This is a genomic window from Streptomyces sp. NPDC088554, assembly GCF_044752945.1.
In the GTDB taxonomy this organism is placed as follows: domain Bacteria; phylum Actinomycetota; class Actinomycetes; order Streptomycetales; family Streptomycetaceae; genus Streptomyces.
The window spans coordinates 202,967-226,948 of sequence record NZ_JBIVMF010000005.1; the positions used below are offsets into that span (position 1 = coordinate 202,967).

At 68.4% G+C, this 23,982-nt stretch carries 28 protein-coding genes and 1 pseudogene; 13 read left to right on the forward strand and 16 right to left on the reverse strand.

From position 1 onward, the window contains the following. Nucleotides 1-521: 521 nt before the first annotated feature. From ACIP8W_RS08390 to ACIP8W_RS08415, 6 genes are all read right to left on the reverse strand, one after another. A complete protein-coding gene (locus ACIP8W_RS08390; protein WP_401951560.1) occupies nt 522-707 on the reverse strand; it encodes a hypothetical protein in 186 nt (61 codons plus the stop codon). 356 nt (nt 708-1,063) lie between these two features. Further along, nucleotides 1,064-1,627, reverse strand: coding sequence for a ribonuclease domain-containing protein (locus tag ACIP8W_RS08395; protein WP_401951558.1), 564 nt, complete (start codon nt 1,625-1,627; stop codon nt 1,064-1,066). Nucleotides 1,628-1,984: 357 nt separating this feature from the next. Further along, a complete protein-coding gene (locus tag ACIP8W_RS08400) occupies nt 1,985-2,941 on the reverse strand; it encodes an ABC transporter substrate-binding protein (RefSeq protein WP_401951555.1) in 957 nt (318 codons plus the stop codon). A gap of 40 nt (nt 2,942-2,981) precedes the next feature. Beyond that, on the reverse strand, nt 2,982-3,644 hold the full coding sequence (locus ACIP8W_RS08405; protein WP_401951552.1) for an ABC transporter permease: 663 nt from the start codon (nt 3,642-3,644) through the stop codon (nt 2,982-2,984). 6 nt (nt 3,645-3,650) lie between these two features. Further along, nucleotides 3,651-4,310 carry an ABC transporter permease gene (locus ACIP8W_RS08410; protein WP_401951550.1) on the reverse strand — a complete coding sequence of 220 codons (660 nt, stop codon included), beginning with the start codon at nt 4,308-4,310 and terminating at the stop codon, nt 3,651-3,653. Beyond that, on the reverse strand, nt 4,307-5,413 hold the full coding sequence (locus tag ACIP8W_RS08415) for an ABC transporter ATP-binding protein (protein ID WP_401951547.1): 1,107 nt from the start codon (nt 5,411-5,413) through the stop codon (nt 4,307-4,309). The genes ACIP8W_RS08410 and ACIP8W_RS08415 overlap by 4 nt, the downstream gene beginning before the upstream one ends. A 209-nt stretch (nt 5,414-5,622) precedes the next feature. Here ACIP8W_RS08415 and ACIP8W_RS08420 point away from each other — a divergent pair, with 209 nt between their 5' ends. Both ACIP8W_RS08420 and ACIP8W_RS08425 read left to right on the forward strand, forming a co-directional pair. Next, nucleotides 5,623-7,197, forward strand: a complete 1,575-nt coding sequence (locus ACIP8W_RS08420; RefSeq protein ID WP_401952129.1) for an aromatic amino acid ammonia-lyase — start codon at nt 5,623-5,625, stop codon at nt 7,195-7,197. A 125-nt stretch (nt 7,198-7,322) separates the two neighbouring features. After that, the gene (locus tag ACIP8W_RS08425) at nt 7,323-8,159 is read left to right on the forward strand and encodes a MurR/RpiR family transcriptional regulator (RefSeq protein ID WP_401951545.1); all 837 of its coding nucleotides are present in this window, start codon (nt 7,323-7,325) and stop codon (nt 8,157-8,159) included. Nucleotides 8,160-8,262: 103 nt separating this feature from the next. On the opposite strand, the gene ACIP8W_RS08430 is transcribed toward ACIP8W_RS08425, so the two are convergent. Continuing rightward, nucleotides 8,263-8,820: an NUDIX domain-containing protein gene (locus ACIP8W_RS08430; RefSeq protein WP_401951542.1), complete on the reverse strand. Its 558-nt coding sequence runs from the start codon at nt 8,818-8,820 to the stop codon at nt 8,263-8,265. Nucleotides 8,821-8,823: 3 nt separating this feature from the next. Next, complete coding sequence (locus tag ACIP8W_RS08435; RefSeq protein ID WP_402202393.1) at nt 8,824-9,288, reverse strand: ATP-binding protein; 465 nt, start codon at nt 9,286-9,288, stop codon at nt 8,824-8,826. Between the two features lie 194 nt (nt 9,289-9,482). Between ACIP8W_RS08435 and ACIP8W_RS08440 the strand changes: the two genes are divergently transcribed. The 3 genes from ACIP8W_RS08440 to ACIP8W_RS08450 are packed head-to-tail and all read left to right on the forward strand — an operon-like array spanning nt 9,483 to nt 10,750. Beyond that, nucleotides 9,483-10,337, forward strand: coding sequence for a helix-turn-helix domain-containing protein (locus ACIP8W_RS08440; protein ID WP_402202395.1), 855 nt, complete (start codon nt 9,483-9,485; stop codon nt 10,335-10,337). Next, a complete protein-coding gene (locus tag ACIP8W_RS08445) occupies nt 10,334-10,543 on the forward strand; it encodes a DUF397 domain-containing protein (RefSeq protein ID WP_402202397.1) in 210 nt (69 codons plus the stop codon). The genes ACIP8W_RS08440 and ACIP8W_RS08445 overlap by 4 nt, the downstream gene beginning before the upstream one ends. Before the next feature lie 12 nt (nt 10,544-10,555). Beyond that, nucleotides 10,556-10,750, forward strand: coding sequence for a DUF397 domain-containing protein (locus ACIP8W_RS08450; protein ID WP_402149157.1), 195 nt, complete (start codon nt 10,556-10,558; stop codon nt 10,748-10,750). Nucleotides 10,751-10,974: 224 nt separating this feature from the next. Here the strand turns inward: ACIP8W_RS08450 and ACIP8W_RS08455 are convergent, their stop codons facing one another. Together ACIP8W_RS08455 and ACIP8W_RS08460 are read right to left on the reverse strand one after the other, a co-directional pair. Further along, nucleotides 10,975-11,340: a hypothetical protein gene (locus tag ACIP8W_RS08455; RefSeq protein WP_402149159.1), complete on the reverse strand. Its 366-nt coding sequence runs from the start codon at nt 11,338-11,340 to the stop codon at nt 10,975-10,977. A gap of 79 nt (nt 11,341-11,419) precedes the next feature. Continuing rightward, nucleotides 11,420-11,884: a hypothetical protein gene (locus tag ACIP8W_RS08460; RefSeq protein ID WP_402149161.1), complete on the reverse strand. Its 465-nt coding sequence runs from the start codon at nt 11,882-11,884 to the stop codon at nt 11,420-11,422. A gap of 381 nt (nt 11,885-12,265) precedes the next feature. On the opposite strand from ACIP8W_RS08460, the gene ACIP8W_RS08465 reads away from it, so the two are divergent. Further along, a complete protein-coding gene (locus ACIP8W_RS08465; RefSeq protein WP_402149163.1) occupies nt 12,266-13,408 on the forward strand; it encodes a hypothetical protein in 1,143 nt (380 codons plus the stop codon). Nucleotides 13,409-13,570: 162 nt separating this feature from the next. On the opposite strand, the gene ACIP8W_RS08470 is transcribed toward ACIP8W_RS08465, so the two are convergent. Next, nucleotides 13,571-13,864 carry a response regulator transcription factor gene (locus ACIP8W_RS08470; RefSeq protein WP_402202462.1) on the reverse strand — a complete coding sequence of 98 codons (294 nt, stop codon included), beginning with the start codon at nt 13,862-13,864 and terminating at the stop codon, nt 13,571-13,573. A 144-nt stretch (nt 13,865-14,008) separates the two neighbouring features. Here ACIP8W_RS08470 and ACIP8W_RS08475 point away from each other — a divergent pair. The 3 genes and pseudogenes from ACIP8W_RS08475 to ACIP8W_RS08485 all read left to right on the forward strand — a co-directional run. Then, nucleotides 14,009-14,266: pseudogene (locus tag ACIP8W_RS08475) on the forward strand (Scr1 family TA system antitoxin-like transcriptional regulator); the annotation flags it as partial. Next, complete coding sequence (locus ACIP8W_RS08480) at nt 14,263-14,454, forward strand: DUF397 domain-containing protein (protein ID WP_402149165.1); 192 nt, start codon at nt 14,263-14,265, stop codon at nt 14,452-14,454. The pseudogene ACIP8W_RS08475 and the gene ACIP8W_RS08480, both read left to right, overlap by 4 nt. A 369-nt stretch (nt 14,455-14,823) precedes the next feature. Then, nucleotides 14,824-15,408 (forward strand): DinB family protein, encoded by a 585-nt coding sequence (locus tag ACIP8W_RS08485; RefSeq protein WP_402149166.1) that lies wholly within the window; start codon nt 14,824-14,826, stop codon nt 15,406-15,408. Between the two features lie 161 nt (nt 15,409-15,569). Here ACIP8W_RS08485 and ACIP8W_RS08490 read toward each other — a convergent pair whose 3' ends face one another. After that, complete coding sequence (locus tag ACIP8W_RS08490; RefSeq protein ID WP_402149168.1) at nt 15,570-16,094, reverse strand: hypothetical protein; 525 nt, start codon at nt 16,092-16,094, stop codon at nt 15,570-15,572. Nucleotides 16,095-16,453: 359 nt separating this feature from the next. Between ACIP8W_RS08490 and ACIP8W_RS08495 the strand changes: the two genes are divergently transcribed. The 3 genes from ACIP8W_RS08495 to ACIP8W_RS08505 all read left to right on the forward strand — a co-directional run bounded on the left by ACIP8W_RS08495 (nt 16,454) and on the right by ACIP8W_RS08505 (nt 20,112). Further along, a complete protein-coding gene (locus ACIP8W_RS08495; protein WP_402202401.1) occupies nt 16,454-18,643 on the forward strand; it encodes an aminotransferase class I/II-fold pyridoxal phosphate-dependent enzyme in 2,190 nt (729 codons plus the stop codon). Nucleotides 18,644-18,647: 4 nt separating this feature from the next. Further along, nucleotides 18,648-19,613 (forward strand): LLM class flavin-dependent oxidoreductase, encoded by a 966-nt coding sequence (locus tag ACIP8W_RS08500; protein ID WP_402149170.1) that lies wholly within the window; start codon nt 18,648-18,650, stop codon nt 19,611-19,613. 193 nt (nt 19,614-19,806) lie between these two features. After that, the gene (locus tag ACIP8W_RS08505) at nt 19,807-20,112 is read left to right on the forward strand and encodes a cupin domain-containing protein (protein WP_401951518.1); all 306 of its coding nucleotides are present in this window, start codon (nt 19,807-19,809) and stop codon (nt 20,110-20,112) included. A 112-nt stretch (nt 20,113-20,224) separates the two neighbouring features. Here ACIP8W_RS08505 and ACIP8W_RS08510 read toward each other — a convergent pair whose 3' ends face one another. Further along, nucleotides 20,225-20,752 carry a peptidylprolyl isomerase gene (locus ACIP8W_RS08510; protein WP_401951515.1) on the reverse strand — a complete coding sequence of 176 codons (528 nt, stop codon included), beginning with the start codon at nt 20,750-20,752 and terminating at the stop codon, nt 20,225-20,227. 224 nt (nt 20,753-20,976) lie between these two features. Here ACIP8W_RS08510 and ACIP8W_RS08515 point away from each other — a divergent pair, with 224 nt between their 5' ends. Next, nucleotides 20,977-21,549 (forward strand): hypothetical protein, encoded by a 573-nt coding sequence (locus ACIP8W_RS08515; RefSeq protein WP_402202403.1) that lies wholly within the window; start codon nt 20,977-20,979, stop codon nt 21,547-21,549. Nucleotides 21,550-21,556: 7 nt separating this feature from the next. Here ACIP8W_RS08515 and ACIP8W_RS08520 read toward each other — a convergent pair whose 3' ends face one another. From ACIP8W_RS08520 to ACIP8W_RS08530, 3 genes are all read right to left on the reverse strand, one after another. After that, nucleotides 21,557-22,726 carry a methyltransferase domain-containing protein gene (locus tag ACIP8W_RS08520; RefSeq protein ID WP_402202404.1) on the reverse strand — a complete coding sequence of 390 codons (1,170 nt, stop codon included), beginning with the start codon at nt 22,724-22,726 and terminating at the stop codon, nt 21,557-21,559. A 303-nt stretch (nt 22,727-23,029) separates the two neighbouring features. Then, nucleotides 23,030-23,404, reverse strand: coding sequence for a hypothetical protein (locus ACIP8W_RS08525; protein WP_401951506.1), 375 nt, complete (start codon nt 23,402-23,404; stop codon nt 23,030-23,032). Between the two features lie 121 nt (nt 23,405-23,525). Further along, entirely contained in the window at nt 23,526-23,918 is a 393-nt protein-coding gene (locus ACIP8W_RS08530; protein ID WP_401951503.1) for a roadblock/LC7 domain-containing protein, read from the reverse strand. Nucleotides 23,919-23,982 lie beyond the last annotated feature (64 nt).

Here is a 23,982-nt window from a genome sequence, read left to right on the forward strand (position 1 = left end):
GTGGCGAGGTCGCGTCTCCGGGGACCGGGCCGGAGAAGGCGTACGCCTTGCCCCGCCGGCGGGGCATGAAGGACGTACACACAGGAACCCTCGCGGCGGGCGTAACGAAGGAAAACCCCGGCGTGTGCCGAGTCCGGCGGAGGTGACCGTCGCCCAGCGCATCGTGCGCGCCGAGCGGAGCCTCGCGAAGGTGGGCGCGCCCTTCGATGTGCCGTACGGGAAGGAGCGTGCCGCGCGGAGCGCCTCCGTGCTGGAGATCGTCTACCGCCGTGTCCATGGCCGAGGTCCCGCCGCCGGGCTCGCGCTCGCCGACGCCCTCGCCGCCGAACCCGCACGCGGGCGTACCACCTGCCGGCGAGCGTGCGCGGCGATCTGCCGGCCGGCGGGGCCGTACCGCCGAGGCCCGCGCCGAGTTCGAACGCGCGGCGGGCCTGACCCGCAACGCCCGCGAACGGGCCCTGCTCCGGCGCCGCGCGGACGAGGCACGGCCGGGGGCGGGCGGACCGGCCCCGGCCCGCCGCCTAGATCACATTGATGACGAACTTCTCCAGCGCGGGTCCCGCGCCCGAGACCTGGCTCGCGTCGAGGGCCTCCGTCCAGTGGCCGTCCTTCTGGAGCGCGCTGAGGACCGTGGGGGAGACGGTGACGGTGATACTGATGCCGCCATCGGCGCCCGGGGCCCGCTCAATACTGATGTCGTTGCTCATACTCCGCGACGCTACATCTCAACTCCCGTACCACAGGCCACTTTTGAAACATTGACCCAGTGGCCTCCACCTCGACGACGGTCCTGCCCGAAGGCTGCGCGCGCGGTGTCGATGATCCGGCCCGGCTCGGCGGAGGCCGCGTCGGCGAAAGCGGGAGATCGTTCTTCGGGGCCCGGCCGGCGGGCGGGTGTCTTCCAGGACCCGGTAGGTCTCATGCGGTCCGGCGGGTGTCCTGGTCGTGGACGGGGGTGTGGTCCACGACCAGGACACCCGCCGGGCTCAGAGCGACGAGGCGGTCCTCGATGATTCCGAGGACCGCCTCGTGTCAGGTCGTACGCGGACAGCCTGCTGGACGATCAGGGACGGCCCATGTAGTGGAAGGTGCTGTAGTGGTCGTTCGTCCACCACACGTCACCCGTGGTGAGCGCCCGGACGACCCGGCGGGCGTCGCGGCGCGGCGCGTCGCTGTTCGCCTGGGTGGTGTAGACGGTCGTGTTGTACTCCTGGAAGGTCCCCGTGTAGCCGACGGACGAGGGCCCGGCCCCACCGTTGTTCATGAAAGCCCGCAGCGAGCCGTCCCGGTCCTGGTACTGGCCTCCGGTGAAGACGCTTTCCTGGACCTGCTGGTGGGTGCTCTGGTTCACGAACGAACTGGCGACGAACCACGTCCGGGTACCGATGTTGTGCCAGTTCGGCCAGCCCAGGGTCTGCCAGAAGTCCAGCCCCTCATCCATGTCGCCTGGGAGGGCGTCAGGGTGGGCGCTGCTACCGGTCACCGAGCTGCTCTGCTGGTTGGGGCCCGACCCCGGGATGCCTGCGGCCATGGCCGCGCCCGTGCTGCCGAAGGTGAGGGCGGTACCGAGAGCCGCGGTCGCGAGCGCGAGAGCGACCGTGCGCCGTGAGCGGATTGAGTTTCGCATGACGTCCCTGCTGTGTTCGTTGCCGACACCACTGCGGTGAACCGGCCTGAGGACCACACTCACAGGGGCAGGAGTTGAATCGCCACCCGAATCGCCACTCGAATCAAACAGCTCTGACCAGGCGATTCAATGCCGGAGGAATCAATTGCCGCCCCCGACCGGGAGGCGCCCCCAGCCCGGCGGCGTCCAGCACGCATACCCCGCCGACCTCCTCCGGACTCTGTCCGGGGGCCCCGGAAGCCCCCCGCGGTGGTGCCGAAGTGCCCCCGTAGCTCTGCTACGGGGGCACTTCGTGATCGCGTACGGGCGCTGCCGGGCCGCCCCTCGGGCGGACGGCGCTCCTTCGGATCGATTCGTCTAGCGCTTCGCCTTCGCCAGGCCGTGGGAGGCCGCCCAGGCGTTCGCGACGTCCTCCGGGTCCTTCTTGTCCTTGTCGACCTGGCGGTTCAGCTCGGTCAGATCCGCCGTGGTGAGCGCGTTGCCCAGACGGGCCAGGGCCTTGCGTACGGGGGAGTCGGCCTTGCGGTCGGCGATGAGGGGGACGATGTGCTGGCCGGGGATGAGGTTCTCGGGGTCGGCGAGGACGACCCAGCCCTCGGCGATGATGTCGGTGTCCGTGGTGAAGAGGTTGGCGACGTCGACGTCGCCCTTCTTCAGCGCGTTCTTTACCAGCGGGCCCGACGAGTCCAGGGATTTGAACTCCTTGAAGTCGACCCCGTAGACCTCCTTCAGCCCCACGACCCCCACCATGCGCTTCTTCACCTCGGGTGCCGCCCCGAGGATCAGCTTGCCGTTCTGCTTCTTCAGGTCGGCGAGCGTGCGCAGCCCGTACTTCTCGGCGGTCGCGCGCGTGACGACGAACGCGTCGGAGTCCTCCGCCCTGCCGTACGGGAGCACCTCAAGGCCCGCCGGGAGCGCGATGGCGAGGGCGTTCTGCATGTCGCCCTCCTCCGTGGCGGTCGCCTTCGGGTCGAGGTAGTGCAGCAGCGCGCCCTGGTACTCGGGGAGCAGGTCGATGTCGCCGCCCTTGAGCGCGGGGATGAGGATCTCGCGGGTGCCCAGGTTGGGGCGGACCTTCGTCTTGACGCCCGCGGCCCCGAGCACGGCCGCGTACAGGTAGCCGAGGATCTGGTTCTCGGTGAAGTTGGCGGTGCCGATGGTCACGCCGTCCTTGCTGGAGCCGCCGCCCCCGCCGCCGCTGCTCTGGCTGTCCAGGGAGGTGATGCCGCTGCTGCACGCGGAGAGTACGGGGACGGAAGCGGCGGCGAACAGCCCGCCGAGCACGGCCCGCCGGCGGGGCATGGATGTGGTCATGAGGTCTCCCTGAGGAATTGGGCCGTGAGGGGGGTGGAGGTCAGGCCGCGCGGTGGCGGAAGAGGACGCGTTGGAGTCCCGACAGGGCCAGGTCCAGGACGATCGCGACGGCGGCGACCAGCACCGCCCCGCCCAGCACCTGGACCAGGTCGCGCTGGGCCAGGCCGTCGAACACGTACCGGCCCAGGCCGCCGAAGCTGACGTACGCGGCGATCGTCGCCGTCGCCACCACCTGGATCAGCGCCAGCCGTAGCCCGGTCATGATCAGGGGGAGCGCGAGCGGGATCTCGACCTGGAGGAGGACCTGGTGCGCGCGCATGCCCTGGCCGCGTGCCGCGTCCTTCACCTCCGGGTCGACGGCGGTCATCCCGGCGTACGTATTGGTCACGATGGACGGTACGGCCAGCGCGACCAGCGCCACGTACACCGGGGTCATCGACAGCCCGCTGGCCAGGAAGACCAGCACGACCAGCCCGACCGTGGGCAGCGCCCGGCCGAACGACGCCAGGTTGATGGCGAGGAACGCGCCCCGCCCGGTGTGCCCGATGAGCAGCCCGACCGGCAGCGCGATGGCGGCGGCGATCAGGGTCGCGAGCAGGGAGTACTGGAGGTGTTCGGCGAGCCGGTGGCCGATGCCGTCGGAGCCGCTCCACTGCTCGCTCGCGACCAGCCAGGAGCCGAGGTTCCTGAAGAGTTCGAACATGACTGACTACGCCTTTCCGCCGGTGGTCCGCTGCCGTCTGGTCCAGGGCGTCAGTACGTACTGCACCGTCACCAGCAGCGCGTCCGCCACCAGCGCCAGCAGCAGGGTCAGGACGACACCGACCACCACCGGGGTGGGGAAGTTGCGCTGGAAGCCATCGGTGAAGAGCTGGCCGAGGCCGCCGTCCCCGATGTACGTGGCCACGCTGACCAGCGAGATCGACATGACCGTCGCGATCCGTACGCCCGCCATGATCACCGGCAGGGCGAGCGGCAGCTCGACCGTGAGGAGCGTGCGCAGCGGGCGCGTGCCCATCGCGACGGCCGCCTCGCGCGCCTTCGCGGGGACGGAGTCGAGCCCCTCGACGGTGTTCCGCAACAGCACGACCAGGGTGTAGATCGTCAGGCCGATCACGGTGGTCGTCCTGGTCAGCCCGGAGACGGGCAGCAGCAGGACGAAGATCGCGATCGACGGGATCGTGAACAGGATGTTGGAGATCCCGAGCAGGAACCCGCGCAGCGGGCGGACCCGGTGCGCGAGGACGGCGAGCGGGAGGGAGACGATCAGGCCGAACAGTACGGCGCTGAGCGCGGCCTGGAGGTGCGAGACGGTGAGGCTGGCCAGCTCGCCCGCGTGGTCGGAGATCCACGACCAGTCGATGGTCATACGGTCCCACCCGTCGTCCCGCGGGTGGCGGTCGCCGCGTCCTGGTGGCTGCGGCTCGCCCACTCATGGATCACCTCGCGCGGGACGACCCCGGTGACGGCCCCGTCCGCGTCGACCCGGGCTATCTGCCCCCACGGGGAGGCGATCGACTCGTTCAGCGCCGCCAGCAGCGTGTCCGAGTCGCGCAGCGGCCGTACGGGCAGGAGCGGGGTGCCGGGGGCCGCGTCCGGCGCGCGCCAGCCCAGCGGCTCGTTCTTCGCGGAGACCACGAGCAGCGGCGCCGACCCGGTGCCCTTCGGCGGCTGCTCGTCCTCCCGTACCGTCGTCGCGCGCTGGAGCGGGACCTCCGCGAGCTTCGTCAGCGACAGCAGCTTCAGCTCGCGCTCCGCGCCCAGGAAGTCGGCGACGAAGTCGTCCGCCGGGGCGGCCAGCAGCTCGGCGGGCGGGGCGCACTGCACGAGGTGGCCGCCGGTCCGGAAGACCGCGATGCGGTCGCCGAGCCGTACCGCCTCGTCGATGTCGTGCGTGACGAAGACGATCGTCTTGGCCAGCTCCCGCTGGAGCCGGATCAGCTCGTCCTGGAGCTGGGTACGGACCACCGGGTCGACCGCGCCGAACGGCTCGTCCATCAGCAGCACCGGCGGGTCCGCGGCCAGTGCCCTGGCCACCCCGACGCGCTGTTGCTGACCGCCGGAGAGCTGGTGCGGATACCGCTTGCCCGCCTCCGCCGTCAGCCCCACGGTCTCCAGCAGCTCGGCGGCGCGCGCCCGGGACTTCTTGCGGCCCCAGCCCAGCAGCAGCGGCACGGTCGCGATGTTGTCGAGGACCGTACGGTGGGGGAAGAGGCCGGACTGCTGGATGACGTAACCGATGCTCCGCCGCAGCTCGGCGGCGTCCTGTTCGAGGACGTCCTTCCCGCCGACGTGGATGGTGCCCGAGGACGGGTCGACCATCCGGTTGATCATGCGGAGGGTGGTGGTCTTCCCGCAGCCGGAGGAGCCGACGAGGACGGTGATCCCGCCCTCCGGCATCTCCAGCGTGAGGTCGTGAACAGCGGTCGTGCCATTGGGGAAGCGTTTGTTCACCGCGTCGAATTTGATCATCAGAGTCCCTTGCCCGCGTCCCTTGCCTGGCTGCATATAGTCATGCAGAGTTCTCTTTGACTGAATAGATTGTCAATGCCCCGGCGTAAATCACTCGTTACATCGCTGGTTGTGGATCGCCGGTCGCGGATGGTTACGACAGCCCGTGCATGGCCGCGGGGCATGGTGCGGCATTCGGACATTGTCCGTTAAGGAGGCGTTTGCGCATGATGTCGTCCCACATGGCGGACTCGTCGTACGGGATCAACCCGCCCGCGACCACCTCTCTCGTCGTCCTCGACGGCCAGAGCCTCCCCGTCTCCGACGTCGTACGCCTCGCGGACGGCGCGGCTCGTCCCGTACCCGGAACCGACGCGATGAAGCGTGTCGAACAGACCTGGTACGTCGCCCGCGAGCTGGCCGCCTCCGGCCGCGTCTACGGACGCTCCACCGGCGTCGGCGCCAACCGCGGCGAAGCCGTCCCCACCGAGGCCGCCGCCGACCACGGCCTGCGCCTGCTGCGCAGCCACGCCGGCGCCATCGGCCGGCCGCTGCCCGCCCGCGAGGTCCGCGCCATGCTCGCCGTCCGGGCCAACCAGCTCCTCGCGGGCGGCGCCGGCCTGCGCCCCTCCGTCGTCACCGCGCTCTGCGAAGCCCTGGAGACCGGCGCCCACCCCGTCGTGCACGAATTCGGCTCGGTCGGTACGGGCGACATCGCGGCCCTCGCCCAGATGGGCCTCGCCCTCGTCGGCGAACACCCCTGGCAGGGCGGCCCCGCCCCCGAACCGCAGCGCCTCGACAACAACGACGCGCTCGCCCTGATCAGCAGCAACGCCCTCACCCTCGGACAGTCCTCCCTCGCCCTCCACGAACTGCGCGGGCTCCTCGCCGCCACCGAACTCGTCGCCGCGCTCTCCCTGCTGGCCGTCGACGGCTCGTTCGAGGCGTACGCCCAGCCCGTCCACGCCGCCCGCCCGCACCCCGGCTCGTACGCCGTCGCCGCCCGCATGCGCCACATCCTCGGCGCGGCGGAGCGGCCCGCCCCGCCGCTCGGCCGGATCCAGGACCCGTACGGCTTCCGCTGCGTCCCGCAGATACACGGCCCGGCGCGCGACGCCGCCGACGCGCTGGAGAACGCGCTCACCGTCGAGATCAACGCCGCCGCCGAGAACCCGCTGATCTTCCCCGGTACGGAAGCGGACCCGATCCCCGCCGCCTACCACCACGGCGGTTTCTACCTCGCCCAGGTCGCGCTGGCGCTCGACCACTTCAGGCTCTCCCTCGTCCAGACCGCCCGCCTCTCCACCTCCCGCCTCTCCGCCCTGAACGAACCCGGCTTCACCCGGCTCCGCCCCTTCCTCGCCGACGGCGAGCCCGCCAGCTCCGGCGTGATGATCCTGGAGTACGCGTCCGCCGCGGCCCTCGGCGATCTGCGCGCCTACGCCGCCCCGGCCTCCCTCGGCCATGCCGTCCTCTCCCGGGGCGTCGAGGAACAGGCGAGCTTCGCCTCGCTGGCCGCCCGCCAGACCCTGCGGGTGGGCGGCGCGTACCGGCTGGTCGTCGGCTGCGAACTCGTCGCCGCCGTACGGGCGTTGCGTCAGCGCGGGCTCCGTCCGGAACCGGACCTTCCGGTGGGCCTGGCCTTCGAACTGGCGGAGTCCGTACTGGAAGAGGAGATCGCGGACCGGCCACTGACCGATGATGTGACAGCGGCGGCGACGCTGCTCGACCGTTTCACCGAACTGGCCGCCGCGGAACTGATCATGGACCCGGACGAGACCGATCCGTCGGCCCACCGACACTGATACCGGCACCGGCACCAGCACCGATGCCGATACCGGCACCGACCGATACCCATACCGATACCGGCACCGACCGATACCGATACCGATACTGATACGTCCGACGACACACCGCCACGGGGGAACGCGTGAGTGACAGCCCTGCTACCCGGCTCCAGCAGCTCTTCGAGGGGCACCGGCTGACCCCCACCCAACGCCGTATCGCGCACAGCATGGTCCGCCGCGCCTCCGACGCGCCGTTCCTGTCCAGCGTCGAACTGGCCGAGCTGGCCGGGGTCAGCCAGCCCTCCGTCACCCGCTTCGCGGTCGCGCTCGGCTACGACGGCTACCCGGCGCTCCGCCGCCATCTGCGCGAGGTCGCGCCGGTCGGGGAGCCGAGCAGGATCTCCGCGTACAACGAGTACCAGCAGGCCGTCCAGGGCGAGATGGAGAACCTGCGCCAGCTCGTCGAACTGCTCGCCGACCCGGAACCTGTCGAACGCGCGGGCCGTATCCTCGCCGCCTCCCGCCCGCTGCCCGTCCTCGGCCTGCGCGCCGCCTCCTCCCAGGCGCGCGGCTTCGCGTACTTCGCGGCCAAGGTCCACCCGGACGTACGCCTCCTCGACGAGGGCGGCACGATGCTCACCGACCGCATCGACACGGCGGTACGGTCCGGCGCGACCGCCCTCCTCTGCTTCGCGCTGCCCCGCCACCCGAAGGAGGTCGTGGACACGCTGGCCTACGCGCGCTCCGCCGGGCTGACGGTGGTGACGGTCGCGGACTCGGCGTTCGCCCCGGTCGCCGGGCACAGCGACCTCCTGATCCCGGCCGCGGTCGGCACGGGCCTCGCCTTCGACACGGCCTGCGGCCCGATGCTGCTGGGCCGGGTGCTGCTGGAGGCGATGTGCGACGCGCTGCCGGACGCGCAGGCGAGGCTGGAGGAGTTCGACACGCGGGCGGGCGAACGGGGCCTGTTCGTGGAGTAGCAGTCGGTATCCGGAGTGTTTCACCCGCGCCAGGCGGCGAGGGCGAGCGCGCCCCCGATGGCCAGCACGGCGATGACGTACCCCAACTGCTGGACGTTCGGGCTCACACCGATCCCCCCAGCCGGTCCTTCAACCGCGCGCTGAGCAGCGGCGATCCGATGCCGTCCAGTGATATCCAGCGTGCGTGCCCCAGCTCGGTCAGGGTGCGCAGCAGCACCCCCGTACGTACGCGGAAGAGATACCGGAACCCGTACCGCGGCCGCGATACGCCCCCGGCCGCGGCGGACGAGATGTCGACCAGCACCGGGCTCTCCGTACCGGCGGCGGGCCACAGATCGTGGACCCCGGACGACTCCTGGAGTACGCGGGCGGCGGTGTCCCGGAGGGAGAGGTCGGCGGCCTCGGGATCCCCCTCGGCGAACCCCCAGCCGCCGCCCGCCGCTCCGTGGCCGTCCCGCCGCAGGGCGAGCGCCAGCCCCCGCTCGTTGACGAGGACGGCACCGGCCCGGATCACCGGACAGCGGCCGTCGTGGGCACAGAGTCCTGTCTGCGCGTGGTCGAGCATCGAGTCGAAGAGCGGCATGAGCGCGGCGGTCTCGTCGGGGTGCGCGACGAGATAACCGTTCAGCTCCTTGAAGATGGCGCGCGCGTCGACGGCCACGGGTCAACTCCTCGGGGGTGGTGCGGGTACGGGCGCGGGTGCGGGCGTTGGCACGGGTACGGGCGTCGACGCTGGTGCTGGTAGACGGATCGAGCACCGGATGTCCTTGCCGGTCGCGGTGAGCACGGTCTCCCAGTGCTCGGTCAACGCGTCGACCAGCAGCAGCCCCCGCCCCTCCTCGGCCGTACCGGACACCTCCCGCCGCGCGGGCACGGCCGTCACGAGGTCACTGACGGTGATGAGCAACCGCGACCCGGCAGGCGTGACCCGAAGCCCACACCGCCCGCCGGCGTGCCGGTGGACGTTGCTCAGCAGCTCTGTGACGACGAGCACGGCATCGTCCCGCACCGCCTCGTACCCCCAACTGTCCAGCCGTTCCACCAGGTCACGCCGGACCCGGCTCAACTCCGCAGGCTGCACGGTGAGGTTGAGTCTCAGTTCCCGTTCGATCCCGGCCACGCTCGCCATGGCTCCTCCTGGGCTGCTGCCGAGTGGGCAGCGCGGTAGACGACGGCGAGTCACCGGGTCGGTGCGCCGTGTTACGGAGTGATGGTGCAGGAAAGGGAATCGCTTAGGCAAGTATTCCTAATGGCCTTAGCTCTTGGGGGTGAATCATGTCTACTGGGGGTTGCGCCCAGCGCCGGGCGCGCCACCATGTGGGCATGGCTCAGAGGGATATGCCCACGATGCGCAGCAGGCGGCTCGGCAACGAGCTGAAGCGACTCCGTGTCGAGAGGGGGTACAAAGTGCAGGACATCGCCGACAAGTTGCAGTGTGGTCAGCCGAAGATCTCGCAGATCGAGAACGGCAAGCGGGGCATAAGGCCGCTGGACTTGACGGTTCTGATGGAGTTCTACGGGATCGATGACGAGGCGTACATCGCGAACATCAGGCGGTTGGCCCGGGAGATCCACAAGGTCGACTGGTGGAGCAGCCAGGGCCCGTTGCTGCACGACACGCTCCGGGACTACCTGACGCTGGAGGCGGACTCGCAGCTGATTCAGGAGTACACCCCGGCTGTGATTTCCGGGCTGCTTCAGACCGAGGCGTACATGCGGCGGATCTTCGAGGCGCGCCACCCAGTGGAGAAGGTCACTCGGATGATTGACATGCGGATGAAGCGGAAGGAACTCCTGGAATCTCAGCTGGACTTCAGGCTGCGTGTGATCGTCGAAGCGTCAGTCCTTCACCGCATCGGCGGCCCGCCGGCGCTGATCCGGGAGCAGCTTGAGCACCTGCTGGAGATGGGTGATCGGTCCAACGTCAGCATCCAGGTTCTGCCGATCAACGCGTCTATCCCGGCCGAGCAGTACACGCCGTTCATCATCCACTCGCTGGGAGGTGAACCGGCCTTGGAGGTCACATGGTTGGAGCACACGGTCGGTGGTACGTTGTTGGAACAGTGGGCTGATGTTCAGCGGTATCGACAGGTGTGGCACGAGTTCACCGCCGTGGCTCTTTCGCCAACGGAGTCCCAGCATTACATCCGTGACCGTCTCAAGGACAGTGAATCGTGACCTTTGACGCCCTCAACGGCGCGCTCTGGCACAAGAGCACCTACAGCGGCAGCGATAACGCCTGCGTCGAGCGCGGCCGGTTGCGTACCGGCCGCCAGGCGGTCCGTGACACGAAGGACCGCGAGCGTGGCGCCGCAGTCTTCGAGCCGGCGTCCTGGCAGACATTCGTGGACGCTGTCCGCTCGGGCGTCCTCCTCGCGAACTGAGCAGGTGGGTGAATGAACTCTGATGAGTTCGACGGCGCGCTCTGGCGCAAGAGCACATACAGCGGTAGCGACAACGGCTGCGTGGAGCACACCCAGTCGCCCACCGGCTGCCAAGCCGTCCGCGACACGAAGGACCGGTCCCGCGCCGCCGTTGTCTTCGCCCCGGCCCCCTGGCGTACGTTCCTCGACGCCCTCCGCGCGGATTAGGGGAACTGCCGCGCGCGCCTGGTGAGTTCACCCGGCATGGTGAACACAGTGTTATGCGTCGCCGTGGTGGGCGTGGGTCTGGACAGGACGAGCAAGCACAGTAGGGCCGGGGCCCGGCCCTACTTGCCGTCGGGTGGTGCGTATCACGAGGGTGAAACGGACTCGGTCTCCTTGCCAGGACGGCGTGAGGAGGCGCGTCGGCGTGCCGCTATCCGGTGGGAGCACTACGAGCAGAGACGCTTGAGGGCGTTCGCACCCGGCCGGGCACGGAAGGAGACCTCATGTCCGGCGTCGTCGGTGAAGACGGCTTCGCTCTCGGACTTCAGGGTCATCGTGCCGCGCTGGGTGGGGTTGTCCCATCCCTCGGGCGGGTTTCCTGAACCATCGGAGAGCGGGGTTGTCGCCTCGAAGTAGGTCGAGCCGACACGGGCCTCATCGATTCCGCAATGCGTATAGAGGTCGAAGGGAATCGTCCGGCCGGTTGGTGCCGCCCGGACAGCCCTTTCGTCTCCACCAACTGTGGCGCAGCTCGTGAGTACCCCGGTAGCCAGCGCAGCAGCGACGATGGCTCGCCCAATTCTCTCAGTCATGGCTTTGACGTTCAGGTCAAGTCGGTGGTTCCGCAGAGGGCGTGTCGTTTCGACTCTGTCCCGTACTCGGTTGGTGGCGTTATGTGCCGAGTGTCGTTGGCGCTGTGCATGAGGTCTCAGCTGGTCGGTCCTGGCTGAAGGTCTTCCGCCATGCGTATCCACCGAAGAGGAACACGAACAGGGTGTATCCGGAGAAGATCGACCAGATCCACAGCAGCGCGGCACCGGTTCCGCCCCAGGCGGCGCTGACGGCCATGTTGAGGAAGAGCGCCAGCAATGCGAACGCCAGGCCGGCGCCTGCCCATTGGTCGGCTCGCAGCCGCTCCCGGCGCCTGAACGCCGCGATCACGCCGAAAGAGCCGATCAGCACAAGGGCAGGTACGAGCGCTTGAGGGGTCAGAAAGAGCGATTCGAAGTTTCGCTTCGCGGTGTCCGCGCCGCTGGCCAGTAGGTCCACTCCCAAGGTGAGCAGGGCGGCGAGCAGCCACGGAGGTATGGCGACAGAGAGAAGCAGCGGGAGATGCAGGCGCTTCGCCGGGGACATGCACGCTCCAGGGGAGAGGTGAAGGATCTTTTGCCTGAATCCATACTACGAGGACTGGGTTGCGCGGTTCGGGAGCGGGTGCCTGTCGGTTGCCTTAGGGAGCACAGCATTGGTAAATGTCTATTTTTTACCATATGCGCCCAATGGATTCGCGTGCGGGTTCCGGCGTCAGGCGGTGACGTTGTCGCCTCTCGGGGGGGATTGCCTGGCGGGGGCGGGAGTGGTCGCAGTCCGGGCATGTTGACCATTTGGACAATGTCGCGCACCCGTCAAGTCAGGTTAAAGTCCGTGCTGCCCGCGCCAATCGCGGGGAAAGGGTCAATCGGTTAAACGGGGGCAAATTTGCACATCTACCGGCCCATATCGCGTGCGGCGGCTATCGTGGCACTTCCTGCCGCGTTGATCGCTGCGACCACCACCAGTGCTTTCAGCGCGCCTACGGGGGGCAGTGCCGAGCCGAAAGCGTCGTTTGGTCTCGCCACGGACACGTACCGGGACGTCACCGGGCTCGATGCCGGCAGTGCGGCGGGCAGGAGCCTGAAGGCCCAGGGGTTCAGTGTCCGCACGGCGTCCACTGGACAGACCGCAGTCGTGGATAGTTCGATGGCAGACAAGGGCATTATCAGCGCGGCCACCCCTGGCTTCGTCGACATCTCGTGGAAGCCCTACGCTGCGGACGCCCAGTATGCGGTCGTCCGCAACGACAAGCCCATCGCGGACCTGCCTCCGGGCGTCACCAGCTTTCACGATACCGGCGTGATGCGCGGAATCACCTACAGCTACCGGATCATTCCTCAGCTCAAGAAGAACCATGAGGGAGCCCGCACTTGGGGCATGCAGGTCACTGTCCCGGCAGCGTCCACCAGGGGTGAGTCAGAGCTCTTTGCGATGCGCAAGAGCGCAGTGTCAAGGGCCGACGCCGCAGCGCGGGCGTCCACCACCACCCTGACCTGGACGAGCTTTATCCCGCAGAAGTACATCAATGCACCGTCTGCTGGCTGTGACTACGGGTCGAAGTACCAGTTCGGAGGGGACAACCACTCGAAGTTCGACTGGAAGGACTCCCGCTACCGCACTTCGCTGAACGCGGTCATCACCTGGAAGAACAAGTCCTTGAAGGAGGGCAAGAGTGTCCAGGCCAGCCACGTGTACCGCAAGTCGGACCACAAACTCATCGACACCAAGAAGGCGAGTGACAAGGGCATGAGCGCCAAGAAGCTCGGGTCAGGGGGGAACTACATCGATGTCCGTATGGTCGTGCACGCTTCCAACCCCTTCTGCAAGGGCCTTGGCTCTATCAAGGGTGCGATTGACGGCGCCCTCCAGATGCACATCACCTCGTCCGGGAACTGGGAGATACGTTCCGGCAACCATCGCCTCATGCCGAACCACCACATCTACTTCTACAACGGCGGCAAGGTCACCAACGTCTACACCCGAAAGTACGAGAGCGAGTATTGCCTGATAGGCCAGGCCGCTTGCAAGCTGGCCGACCTGACAGGGGACTCCGGAAAGTTTAAGTAGACAGCGCCGAAGAAAACCCCTTGAGGGCGTCGGCCCGAGACGGTCGCAAGGGCTACGCGTCGGGCACAAGGTTGATGGCCTGCCGGCCCTGTTCGGCAGGCCATCAGCTCTTGAGACGGAACGGATGCGCCGGGCCGTCAGGTGGCCGACGCTGTCCTGCCTCTATACACGGTTTCGCGGGTGGCGTATGCATGTCTCATCTGAACACAACACTCCGTGGGCGAGAGCAGCGACGATCGCAGCCTGTGTCCGTGTCTGTAGGTCAGCCTTGGCCACGATATTCGCGATGTGCGCCTTCACGGTGCGTCCGGTGATGCCCAATTCCTGGGCTAGTTCACGGTTGCCCAGCCCCGTTTCGAGCAACAGGAGTACCTGTAGCTCCCGGCTAGTCAACTTTTTCAACCTCTTTACGGCAGCCTCAGGATTATGTCCCGTGAGCTGGTACGAGCATCCCATTTCCGCAGCAGTGGACCGTGTGGTCACGGTGGTCTCCTCCCGACCCGGCTTCCCAGCAGACCCCCGTGGCCCGGGTAAGCCGTGATCAAGTTCTAACTTACCTGCTGGGTCTGACAGCGGAACTGGAGATGGGGGGACCGCCCCAACACCAACATTCAGATCCTGCCCATCGACGCGGCGGTCCTCGCTGAGCAGTACACGCCGTTCACCATCCACTCATTGCGGGGTGAACGGTCCATTGACATCACATGGTTGGAGCACACCACGGGTGGTACGTTGATGGAGCAGCGGGCGGACGTTCAGGTGTATATGCGCGTGTGGGCAGAGTTCACCGCCGCAGCCCTGTCACCGTCCGAGTCCGAGAAATACATCCGAGATCTCATCAAGGACAGTGGATCGTGACCTTTGAGGCCCTCGATGGTGCGCTCTGGCGCAAGAGCACTCACAGCGGTAGCAACAACAACTGCGTGGAGCACACCCAGTCGCCCACCGGCTGCCAAGCCGTCCGCGACACGAAGGACCGGTCCCGCGCCGCCGTTGTCTTCGCCCCGGCCCCCTGGCGTACGTTCCTCGACGCCCTCCGCACGTAGCGCTGGGGCAGACGGGTGGACGAGGGGGAGGGGCTAAACGAGGGCACCACGGAGTGTCGTTGCCGTGAACGTGATGGCAATCTACTGCCCGCCAGGGACCCTTATCCGCAGGAGGAGGTCGGCTACTTCCACCTGAAGGTCTTCGATCTCGGCTCGTCGTCGTTCACCACATCACTCATTCACCCAGTTTGGGCACTTCTGCATGCCGTTGCAGTACGCGGTGACGGAGGTTGTCTCGCGTGGCAGGTTTCGCGAGCTTCTTGGGGCAGGTCGGGGCGGCGGCCATGGCCAGACCTCGGCTCTGCCAGTCGTTGCGGACCACGTACGGGATCTTGAGGCCACGAGCAGCTCATGGCAGGCTCGTGCCGCATGATCGATGAATTGGCGAAAGGCACCCTGCACGGGAGACTGCGGCGGGACCGCGAGGCGCTGCTCTGGAAACTCGACGGTTTGTCCGAATACGACGCCCGCCGCCCTTTGACAGCGACCGGGACCAACCTCCTCGGCCTGGTCAAACACGTGGCCACCGTCGAAGCCCGGTACTTCGGCGAGGTCTTCGACCGCCCTTCCCCGGAACCGCTGCCCCGGTGGCAGGACTCCGACGGCGGCGATCTGTGGGCGACCGAGGACGAGACCCGCGATCAGGTCATCGGGTTCTACCGGCGCACGTGGGAACACTCGGACGCGACGATCAACGAGCTTCCCCTCGACGCCCCCGGCCACGTGCCGTGGTGGCCGGAGCCTTATCTCAACACGAACCTGTTCGCCGTCATGGTCCATGTCCTCGGCGAGTCCATCCGGCATGCCGGGCACGCCGATATCCTGCGCGAGGGCCTCGACGGCCGGACCGGGGTGCGCGCCGAACACGAGAAGCAGATCGACGAGGAAGCCTGTGCGGCTTACTGCGCGACGGTCGAACAGGCCGCCAGGGCGGCCGCACCGATCAAGGCTTAGAGGTTGCCTCGCGTGACTTGATGTTCGGCGGCATGATGCCGGTGCTCCCGAGTGCTTGGCGCGCTCTCGGGGCGGCCCTTGCCCGGCTTGCGTTCTAGTAAACCGTGAACGGCTTATCGCCCCGGCGCCGCCGTGCTTCCAAGTGAATAACTCCAGTCCCTTTACGGGGTCAGTATCAGGGTTTCCTTGTCCCCTGCGTCGATCGATGAAGAAACGTTGACGACCTGGCTGCCGACACCTTCATCGGCGAGGATGCCGAGAAGTTTTTCCAGGTACGGATAAGGGCGGCCGGAGGATTCGTTGAGCGGGTGGATGCGGACCTGGCCCCGGCATACGCGGAGGAGTTCCCGGACGCCTTCCAGGTGGAAGGCGAAGTCGAACCGTTCGGCGTAGGAAAAGAGCAGAAAGCCCGACAGCACCAGGGTGAATTCCCGATCCGGGAAGGGCAGCGAGGGCAGCGCGGCGGGTACGTAGTGGCCCGACCCGGCGGTGCGGGAGCGGCGATAATCGGCGAGGAACCTGTCGGAGGCCGCGCGCCACTGCCCTTCGAGGGGCCACCGGGCGCCGGAGTCCAGGCCGAAGCGGGCCGGCTGGCTGTGCACCCACTCGCTGATGCGTGACTCTTCTCGTCTGATCAGCCCGTCGAACTCCAGCGGACTCATCCCGTATTGCGGATCGACGCTCACGGCGGATCCGCCCAGCTCTCGGACGCCGGCCCCGAAATCACTGGCCCCACCAGGGCAGTCAAGTATTTTCCCGGATCTTAGGTCGCTCTCTATTAGTGCAAAGTTTTCTTTGTATTCACCGAAGCTTCTGGAGGTAACCAATATGTCGCCCCGGAAGTGCTCTCCTGGATCGTTTGAAGACATGCCCGGAATCTAGCACCGGAGGTTGGAATTGAACCGCAGGTGCCGTGTTTTGGCCAAAAAAGCGGGATGCTGTGGCTTGAAATGGGTAACGTAAAAATTTGCGGGTGGAAGCTTTACTTGCGTAAAACTCGACCTCCCGCCTAGGTTCCCCTCCCAGGTCCATAAGAGGAGTCAATGTGCGCGATTACACTGGTCTTTTCGAGCTGGCAGGGGTCGATTACGCGGGGGGCGGCATCGGCACCGAGGTGACGGACGACATGTTGCGGCTGCACCAGAACGAGTCTCCCTACAGGCTGCCTGGCCACATTGCTCAGCGTCTTGCCGAAGAGGCTCGCGAGAACTGCTCGCGCTATCCGGCAGCCGAGTCGTCCCAGGTGCGGCGCGCTGTCGCCGAGTACATCCGGTGCGCCCCGGAACAGATCGCCGTCGGCAACGGCGTGGACGAGTTGATCCACCTGGTCGTGTCCGCTTTCGCCCGTGGGGGCGGGGTCGCGGTTCCGGCCAGTACGTTCCCCGGCTACCGGCTGGCTTGCACCGCCGCGGGCATCGAACCGCAGGAACTCCCCGCCGGTGAGGACGGCAGCGGAACCGCGGACGCCGTCGTCGCGGCCTGCGAGGCGGGCGTAGAGCTGGTGTTTCTCTGTAATCCGCACAATCCCACCGGTGCCCTGCTCGACAGGGGTGATCTCGCCCGCTGCCTGACCGCCGCGGACGAGCACGGGACCGTCCTGGTCGTGGACGAGGCGTACATGGACTTCGTCGCCGACGAGAAGGCTTCCGCCCTGGAGGCCGCGGTGACCGGCCGGTGCGTCCTTGTCCTGCGTACCTTCTCCAAGGCGTGGGGGCTGGCGTCTTTACGTGTGGGATACGCGGTCGGCCCGGAGGATCTGGTCGGCCGCCTCTGGCGGGCGCGGCAGTCCATGCCGTTTCACATCAACCGGCCGGCACAGATCGCGGTACCCATGCTGCTGGCCGAGAAGGACTTCCTGCCGTCCGTCCGTCGGCGGACGGGCGAGGCCCGTGACTTGCTCTGCGGTCTCCTCGGCGAGCGGGGCATCCGCCACCTTCCCTCCGCCGCCAACTTCGTCATGGTGGAGGCGGGCCCGGACAGCACCGCCACCGCCCGACGCCTGGCGAACGACCACCGGATTCTGGTACGGGACCTGGCGCCCTTCGGCCGTGCCGGGTGGATACGGGTCACCGTGGGCGTCCCGGCGGACATGGAACGCTTTGCCGACGCGCTCGCCCACGTCCTCGGCGGCACGGAGACGGAGCCGGCAACCGCGACCGCGACGGATTCTCGCGGCGAGTCCGTGGAAGTCCCGGACAGTTCGGCCGCCGACCTCATACCTCACTGGTTGCGCCCGACCCCCACTCTGGAGCCGGTGGAGCCCGCGGCCCTCTTCAACGGTTATACGGGGGCCCAGGTGGTCTTCGCGCTCCATCGTCTGGGCATCTGGTCGGCTCTCGGCGATCAGCCTGTGGACGTGTCCGGCCTCGCCCGGCGGGGCGGCGTGAGCGAGGACCGGATGCGTGCGCTGCTCCGGGTCATGGCCCTGTTGGGCTACGTCCGGCTGGGTGACGCCACCGTGGCGCTCACCGACACCGGACGCGCGCTGGTGGAACAGGCCGGCCTCTTCGTCTGGGGAGTGGGCGGCTACGGAAGCCTGCTGGCGAACCTGCACGGTCTGGCGACGCGCGAACTGACCTACGGCCAGGAGGTCCGCCGTGACGAGGGCATGGTCGCCATCGGTGCCGGCGAGGCGGACCGCGCCCTCATGCAGAAGGCGGAAGCCGAGATCCTGGCGGGCATCGACTTCGGCACGATGGCCGACATCGGCTGTGGTGACGCCACCCGGCTGATCCGCCTGTGCACGGCCGACGGGCAGCGTCGCGGCATCGGCATCGACATCAGCCGGGCCGCCTGCGAGCTGGCCACCGACCGGGTCGGTGCGGCCGGGCTGGCCGACCGGGTGGACATCGTCCACGAGAACGTGCTCGACACGCTCAGTACCCGTACCTTCCCGGGGGTCGACCTCGTCACGGGTTTCCTGATGCTGCACGACCTGTTCGCCACCGACGACGACCACGCGGCCGTCCTGCGTACGCTGCGCGCGGCCTTCCCCGACGCCAGGTCCTTCCTCTTCGCCGACACCGCGCTCCAGGACTGGGACGACCACAGCGGACCGCTTCCCATCTTCAACCTGGAATTCGAGTTGGTGCACGCGGTGATGGGGGTGCCACTGCGTACGAAGGAAACGTATCTGCGGGCGTTCGCGGACGCCGGGTTCACGCTGGAGCGCTGCGTACCGTTCGGGGTACCGGCCACCTGGGCCTTCCTGCTGTCCGTACCCGAGGCGGAGTGAAACGGTGATCAACGCCTGGACCTTTGAGCAGACCAACATCTCTCTGGAGGCGGATCCGCTCAAGTTCGACGCGCGCCAGTGCGCCGACGAATACGCGTGGCGGCTGGAATGCGCGGTGCGGGCCGAGTCCCTCGGATTTACCGGTGTGTTCTTCAGCGAGCACCACTTCAACGGGTTGCGTGTGTGCCCCACGCCCGGCATGCTCGCCGCGGCGGTCGCCGCTCGCACCAGCACGCTGCGCGTCGGGTTCCTCGGTCTGGTGCTGCCGCTGTGGCAGCCCTGGAGGGTCCTGGAGGACATCGGCACGCTGGACCAGATCAGCGACGGCCGCGCGGAACTGGGGGTGGCCCGGGGCACCGGCCCCGCCGAGGCCGAGGCGGTGGGCATCCCCGCCGAGGAGATAGCCCCTCGCTACGAAGAGGCGCTCGACATCCTCGACCGGGCCCTCTCCGAGCGGTCGGTCTCCCATCACGGACGGTTCTGGTCCTTCGACGGGCTCACCGTCGTGCCGCGTCCGGTGCAGGATCCGCTGCGGCCGTGGGCAACGGCGCGCAGCGCTTCCTCCGCCGCCGCGGCGGGCCGGCGTGGATACCGTTTGTGCAGCGCCTTCCTCACGACCGAGGAGATGGCCGAGGTCTTCGACTCCTACCGTGCGGCGGCGGAGCAGAAGGGCCACCGGCCGCGCGCCCAGGACCTGGCCCTGCGACGCTCCGTCTTCGTGGCGTCCAGCAGCGCCGAGGCCGCGGACCAGAGCGAGTCGGCACGGCAGCTCATGCCCGATCTGCCCGTGGAAGACATCGTCGCCGGCACCGCGCGCGAGGTCGCCGAACAGCTCATCGACCAGACCCGGCGCACAGGTGTCGCGAACGTCATCGGATTCTTCGCCGGGAACTGGCCCGATCGCACAGCCGTGGAAGAGTCGTACCGGCTCTTCGGGGAGCAGGTGATGCCAGTGCTCCAGCGGAACTGACCATGGTCCCTCAGCAGAGAAGCCTCAGCAGAGAAACCCCTCAGCAGAGAAGCCTCAACAGGGAAACCCCTCAGTAGAGAAGCCTCAACAGGGAAACCTCAGTAGAGAAGGTGGACAGTTGACACAGCACACCCAGCCTTCGTCGGCCGGAAAGCTGCCCGTTCTTCGAGAGGTCGTCGGGCACCATGCGCCGGTGCCCTTTCTGCTCACCAGCGACATGTTCGGTGGCATACCGGTCGAACTCGGCGGAGCCGAGATCAGCGACCTGGTCGGACGGCCCGTCGCCGAGCCCCATGTCCATGAGACACCGGAGATCTATCTGCTCTTCTCCAAGGAGCCCGGAGAGGCGACCATCACTGTCGAAGTGGAAGGGGAGAGCCACACTCTCGTTTCCCCCGGCGCCTTCTACGTACCCGCGGGCATGCGCCATCGCTTCATCACCCGGTCCGCGGCTCCGGGGAGCTTCTGTTTCGGCCTCTTCATCAATGTGACCCCCTGACCCCTTCGGCGGCTTCATGAACCTGCCCCGCATCGGGGGCCGATGCGGGGCCGATGCGGGGCAGGGGCAGGGGCAGGTTCAGGTTCAGGGGCAGGTACGAGCTCCGCCGGAGTCAGCGGGTCTCGATGACGACCTTCTCGATGACCATGTCGTGTACGGGGCGGTCGGTGCGGGGGTTGGTGTCCGTCGTACCGATGGCGTCGACGATCTTCTTGCCGGCGTCGGTGGTGACTTCGCCGAAGATGGTGTGCTTTCCGGTGAGCCAGGTGGTGGCCCCCAGGGTGATGAAGAACTGGGATCCGTTGGTTCCCGGGCCCGCGTTGGCCATGGCGAGCAGGTAGGGCCTGGTGAACGCCAGGTCGGGGTGGAACTCGTCGGCGAACTTGTATCCGGGGCCGCCCGTCCCGTTGCCCAGGGGGTCACCGCCCTGGATCATAAAGCCCTCGATGACCCGGTGGAACACCGTCCCGTCGTACAGCGGCTTGTTGGTCCGCTGCCCGGTGTTCGGGTCGACCCACTCGCGCTCGCCCTTCGCCAGCTCCACGAAGTTGGCCACCGTCTTGGGGGCGTGGTTCGGCAGCAGCCGGACCTCGATGTCACCCTGGTTGGTCTTCAACGTCGCGAACAGCTCTTCCGCCATGATGATCCTTCGGTATGGGTATCGCGGGCCCGACCAGTCTCCCGTCCCGGGGAGAAGAAGCCGGGACAATGACACGGCACCTCACCCGTACGAGTGGTGAGCGCGGGCGCCGATCCCGTATCGCGGGGCACATCAGGCTGTTTCCGCTCTCTCAGGGAACGCTCAGGAACCGTTATTATCCTGCGCCACGAACGGTTCCTGACGGCGACTTGAGGAGGCAGCGAGTGGGGCGCGGTGGGCAGTCTCTGGCGCGGGTGGCAGTGATCGTACGAGCCGGGGCGGTGCCCCTGTGGTGGCTGGGGGTGCTCGCCGCCGGGATCGGGTTCCTGATCCCCGGGCTGACCGGGCGCCGGATCGGCGGGTACGCGGGCGCGGCGCTGTTCCTGGTGTGCGCGGGGGTGGTGGCGCTCGTACGGAGACGCCGGTACGCCGCCAGAGCGGACGGGGCGCCCCGGGCCGCGAAGTACGACTATCTCCAGGACCGCGCCGTCACCCTGCGGAACTGGCGCCGTGCGCACCTCTGGTGGCTGCTGGGCGCGTTCCTGCTGGCTGCCGGCGCGTCGTTCGCGCTGCCCATCGCCGGAGGGCTCGCCCTCGCGGGCGCGGGCGCCGGGCTCTGGCTCAAGTCCCTGTGGCTGGGCGCCCGCGAACGCAGCGACGAGACGCTGCTGTGGGTACGTACCGACTGGGCCGGAAGCGGACGGCCCACCGGCGAGAAGGTGACCGGCTACCGCACGACGGGCATCGGGGCGGGCGACGCCCTCCCCGGCGGGGCCCGGCGCCCCCGGCGTCGCTGAGCTCCGTTCACGGCACCGGGGTGTCCGGTGTGTCCAGCCAGGCTCGCTGTACGCCCGGGGCGACCGTCAGTCCGTACCGGCCGATGTCCGGCGCTCCGGCCAGGAGCCACCGCTCGCGGGCCGCGGCGACCTCGTCCCAGAGGCGGCGCGGTCCGTACTGCGCGACGGCGAAGGTCTCGGTCTGGCGGCCGTCGTAGTCGACGCTCGCCCAGCTCGTGGCGGAGGTGTCCGCGAGCCAGAGCCGGGTGTGGGCGGTCCCGCCCTCGGTGTCCCAGGAGTACCAGGCGCCCGGGACCGTCAGCCCGAGGTGGAGGTCCAGGCCGGGATCGGCCCCGGCGACGTCCCAGGGGGAGAGACCGGTCGTACGCGTCGCGGGGGACTGCCCGGGGCGCAGGACGTCGCGGTGCAGCTCGACGTCCGTACGCTGGCCGCTGATGAGCATGTACGAGCCGTACGCCGAGAACCGGCCCTCCGCGGACCTGTCCTGACGCTTCGTCAGGTTCAGAGTCCCGTAGCAGGACCAGGCGCTGTCCCACGGGGTGGTGATACGTCCGCCGGGGCGGGTCTGGTCCAGCCACTCGGCGGGGACGGCCCGCACCGAGCAGGTGGCGAGGACGCGGTCGTACGGAGCGGTGGGCGGCCAGCCGCGCGCGCCGTCGGTGTGGACGACGGTGGGGTGGTACGAGAGCGCGGCGAGGTGGGCGCGGGCGCGGGCGGCGAGGTCGGCAGACACCTCCACGGAGGTCACCGAAGCGGCCCCGAGCCGTGCGCACAGCAGCGCCGTGTTGTAGCCGGAGCCGGTGCCGATCTCCAGCACCCCTGCGCCGTCGGTCAGTTGGGCGTCCTCCAGCAGGCGCAGCACGGTGCTGGGCGCGGACGCGGACGAGGCGGGGGAGCGCGTACCGTCGGACTCGGTCACGAACCGGGTGACCAGGGGCGCGTCGGAGTACGCGGCGGCCAGCCAGCCGTCCGGGTCGTCGCTCCGGTCGCACGGGCGGTGACCGCCCGCGCCGTCCCGCAGCCAGAGCCGCCCCGGCAGGAACGCGTCCCGGGGGACGTCGCGGAGCGCCTCCCGCCAGTGGGCCGGGACCGGTTCCGTACGCGTACGGGCGATCTCGTCCAGGAGGCGGAGTGCCCCCGCCGCGCGGGCGGAATCGCTGGCGTCGGGGGAGTGCATGGGGCGGATTCCTACTTCTGTTCCGGCTTCGGTGCGGGCTCGGGTGGCTTCGGCGGGATCGGTCGGCCGGGTTGCGAGCCGTCGTCTCCGATGGGCGAGCGGTGTTTCTGCGACATGCGTGTCCCCTTTCGGCAAGGTCAAGCGCGACCTCGTGTGTGCACTGAGTAGCCTGCAAGGCGCTTACGGTAGTGGGGGGTTGGTTCTCGTCGGCTACCGAGCGATGGGGAACGCGGCCGGTGGCGCCGTGCCCGTGCCCGCGTCTCCTGATGTGAGCGGGTGCGGGCGCGGTGCCGGCCTCGTTGCTCAGACTTCCAGCGACGCCTCGATCTTTCCCAGCTGGTGGCGGGCCATCGCCAGGTTGGCGCGGGACTTGTCCAGGGCCATGTAGAGGAACAGGCCATTGTTTCCCCGGCCCTTGAGGAGGCGGATCAGGTGGTACTGGGTGCCGAGGGTGATGAGTATGTCCTCGATCTCGTCCTTGATGTGGAGCAGTTCCATGGTGCGGACCTTCGCGCGGACCACGTCGGTGTTGCCCGCCGCCGCGACCGTCAGGTCGAGTTCCTTGCTGCCGCCGACCGTGCCGAGGGCCATGCCGCTGGCGTAGTCGACGAGGGCCGCTCCCAGGGCGCCTTCGATGGTGGCGATGGCTTCCTTGAGCGCTGATTCGGTACTGGCCATGAGTATCGGGCTTCCTTTCGGTCCGGTGGCGGTCCGGGGTGTTCCGGGCGCGCCCGTACTGCGGGGTGGTGGGGCGAGTGGTGGGGCGGGGGGCATCGGAGGGGATGGCGGCGGGCCTGGGTCAGACGTTCTCCAGTCGTTCGAGGGCGCCGTCGACCAGTTCGCCGATCCGGGCGCTGGAGCGGCGGGCCTCCAGATGGAGCCGGCCCACATTGGTCCGGGGCTCCGCGAGGAGGGTCAGGACCGCCGAGGAGCCCGCCGCGTACGTCGCGATGTAGCCCAACTCGCCACGGATCAGCAGCTCCTTGAAGCCGCCCTGGCCGGTGGCGTCGGTCAGCCGCATCGCGACGCCCAGTGCGGCGGCGGTGAGCGCGGCCACGCCCTCGGGCTCCACGTCGGCCATGTCGCCCGCCAGCACCAGGCCGTCGGTACTGGCCGCGAGCGACCCCGTGAGCTGGGGGAGGCGGGCCCGTAGCCGCCTGAGTTCGCCGAGCACATCGGCTTCTGCCGTCATCAGCTGTCTCCTCTCGGCACGCGCCCGAAGAGCGCGTCTCATGACCATGACGGCGTGGCGCGGT

What these genes read in the sequence shown, in the direction of transcription:
- ACIP8W_RS08455 (WP_402149159.1), bottom strand. Translation starts at nt 11,340, where the DNA reads ATGACTGAGAGAATTGGGCGAGCCATCGTCGCTGCTGCGCTGGCTACC.
- ACIP8W_RS08525 (WP_401951506.1), bottom strand. Translation starts at nt 23,404, where the DNA reads ATGGCCAGTACCGAATCAGCGCTCAAGGAAGCCATCGCCACCATCGAA.
- ACIP8W_RS08415 (WP_401951547.1), bottom strand. Translation starts at nt 5,413, where the DNA reads ATGATCAAATTCGACGCGGTGAACAAACGCTTCCCCAATGGCACGACC.
- ACIP8W_RS08470 (WP_402202462.1), bottom strand. Translation starts at nt 13,864, where the DNA reads ATGGGATGCTCGTACCAGCTCACGGGACATAATCCTGAGGCTGCCGTA.
- ACIP8W_RS08510 (WP_401951515.1), bottom strand. Translation starts at nt 20,752, where the DNA reads ATGGCGGAAGAGCTGTTCGCGACGTTGAAGACCAACCAGGGTGACATC.
- ACIP8W_RS08435 (WP_402202393.1), bottom strand. Translation starts at nt 9,288, where the DNA reads ATGGCGAGCGTGGCCGGGATCGAACGGGAACTGAGACTCAACCTCACC.
- ACIP8W_RS08395 (WP_401951558.1), bottom strand. Translation starts at nt 1,627, where the DNA reads ATGCGAAACTCAATCCGCTCACGGCGCACGGTCGCTCTCGCGCTCGCG.
- ACIP8W_RS08530 (WP_401951503.1), bottom strand. Translation starts at nt 23,918, where the DNA reads ATGACGGCAGAAGCCGATGTGCTCGGCGAACTCAGGCGGCTACGGGCC.
- ACIP8W_RS08420 (WP_401952129.1), top strand. Translation starts at nt 5,623, where the DNA reads ATGTCGTCCCACATGGCGGACTCGTCGTACGGGATCAACCCGCCCGCG.
- ACIP8W_RS08400 (WP_401951555.1), bottom strand. Translation starts at nt 2,941, where the DNA reads ATGACCACATCCATGCCCCGCCGGCGGGCCGTGCTCGGCGGGCTGTTC.
- ACIP8W_RS08460 (WP_402149161.1), bottom strand. Translation starts at nt 11,884, where the DNA reads ATGTCCCCGGCGAAGCGCCTGCATCTCCCGCTGCTTCTCTCTGTCGCC.
- ACIP8W_RS08410 (WP_401951550.1), bottom strand. Translation starts at nt 4,310, where the DNA reads ATGACCATCGACTGGTCGTGGATCTCCGACCACGCGGGCGAGCTGGCC.
- ACIP8W_RS08390 (WP_401951560.1), bottom strand. Translation starts at nt 707, where the DNA reads ATGAGCAACGACATCAGTATTGAGCGGGCCCCGGGCGCCGATGGCGGC.
- ACIP8W_RS08450 (WP_402149157.1), top strand. Translation starts at nt 10,556, where the DNA reads ATGAACTCTGATGAGTTCGACGGCGCGCTCTGGCGCAAGAGCACATAC.
- ACIP8W_RS08485 (WP_402149166.1), top strand. Translation starts at nt 14,824, where the DNA reads ATGATCGATGAATTGGCGAAAGGCACCCTGCACGGGAGACTGCGGCGG.
- ACIP8W_RS08405 (WP_401951552.1), bottom strand. Translation starts at nt 3,644, where the DNA reads ATGTTCGAACTCTTCAGGAACCTCGGCTCCTGGCTGGTCGCGAGCGAG.
- ACIP8W_RS08520 (WP_402202404.1), bottom strand. Translation starts at nt 22,726, where the DNA reads ATGCACTCCCCCGACGCCAGCGATTCCGCCCGCGCGGCGGGGGCACTC.
- ACIP8W_RS08440 (WP_402202395.1), top strand. Translation starts at nt 9,483, where the DNA reads ATGGCTCAGAGGGATATGCCCACGATGCGCAGCAGGCGGCTCGGCAAC.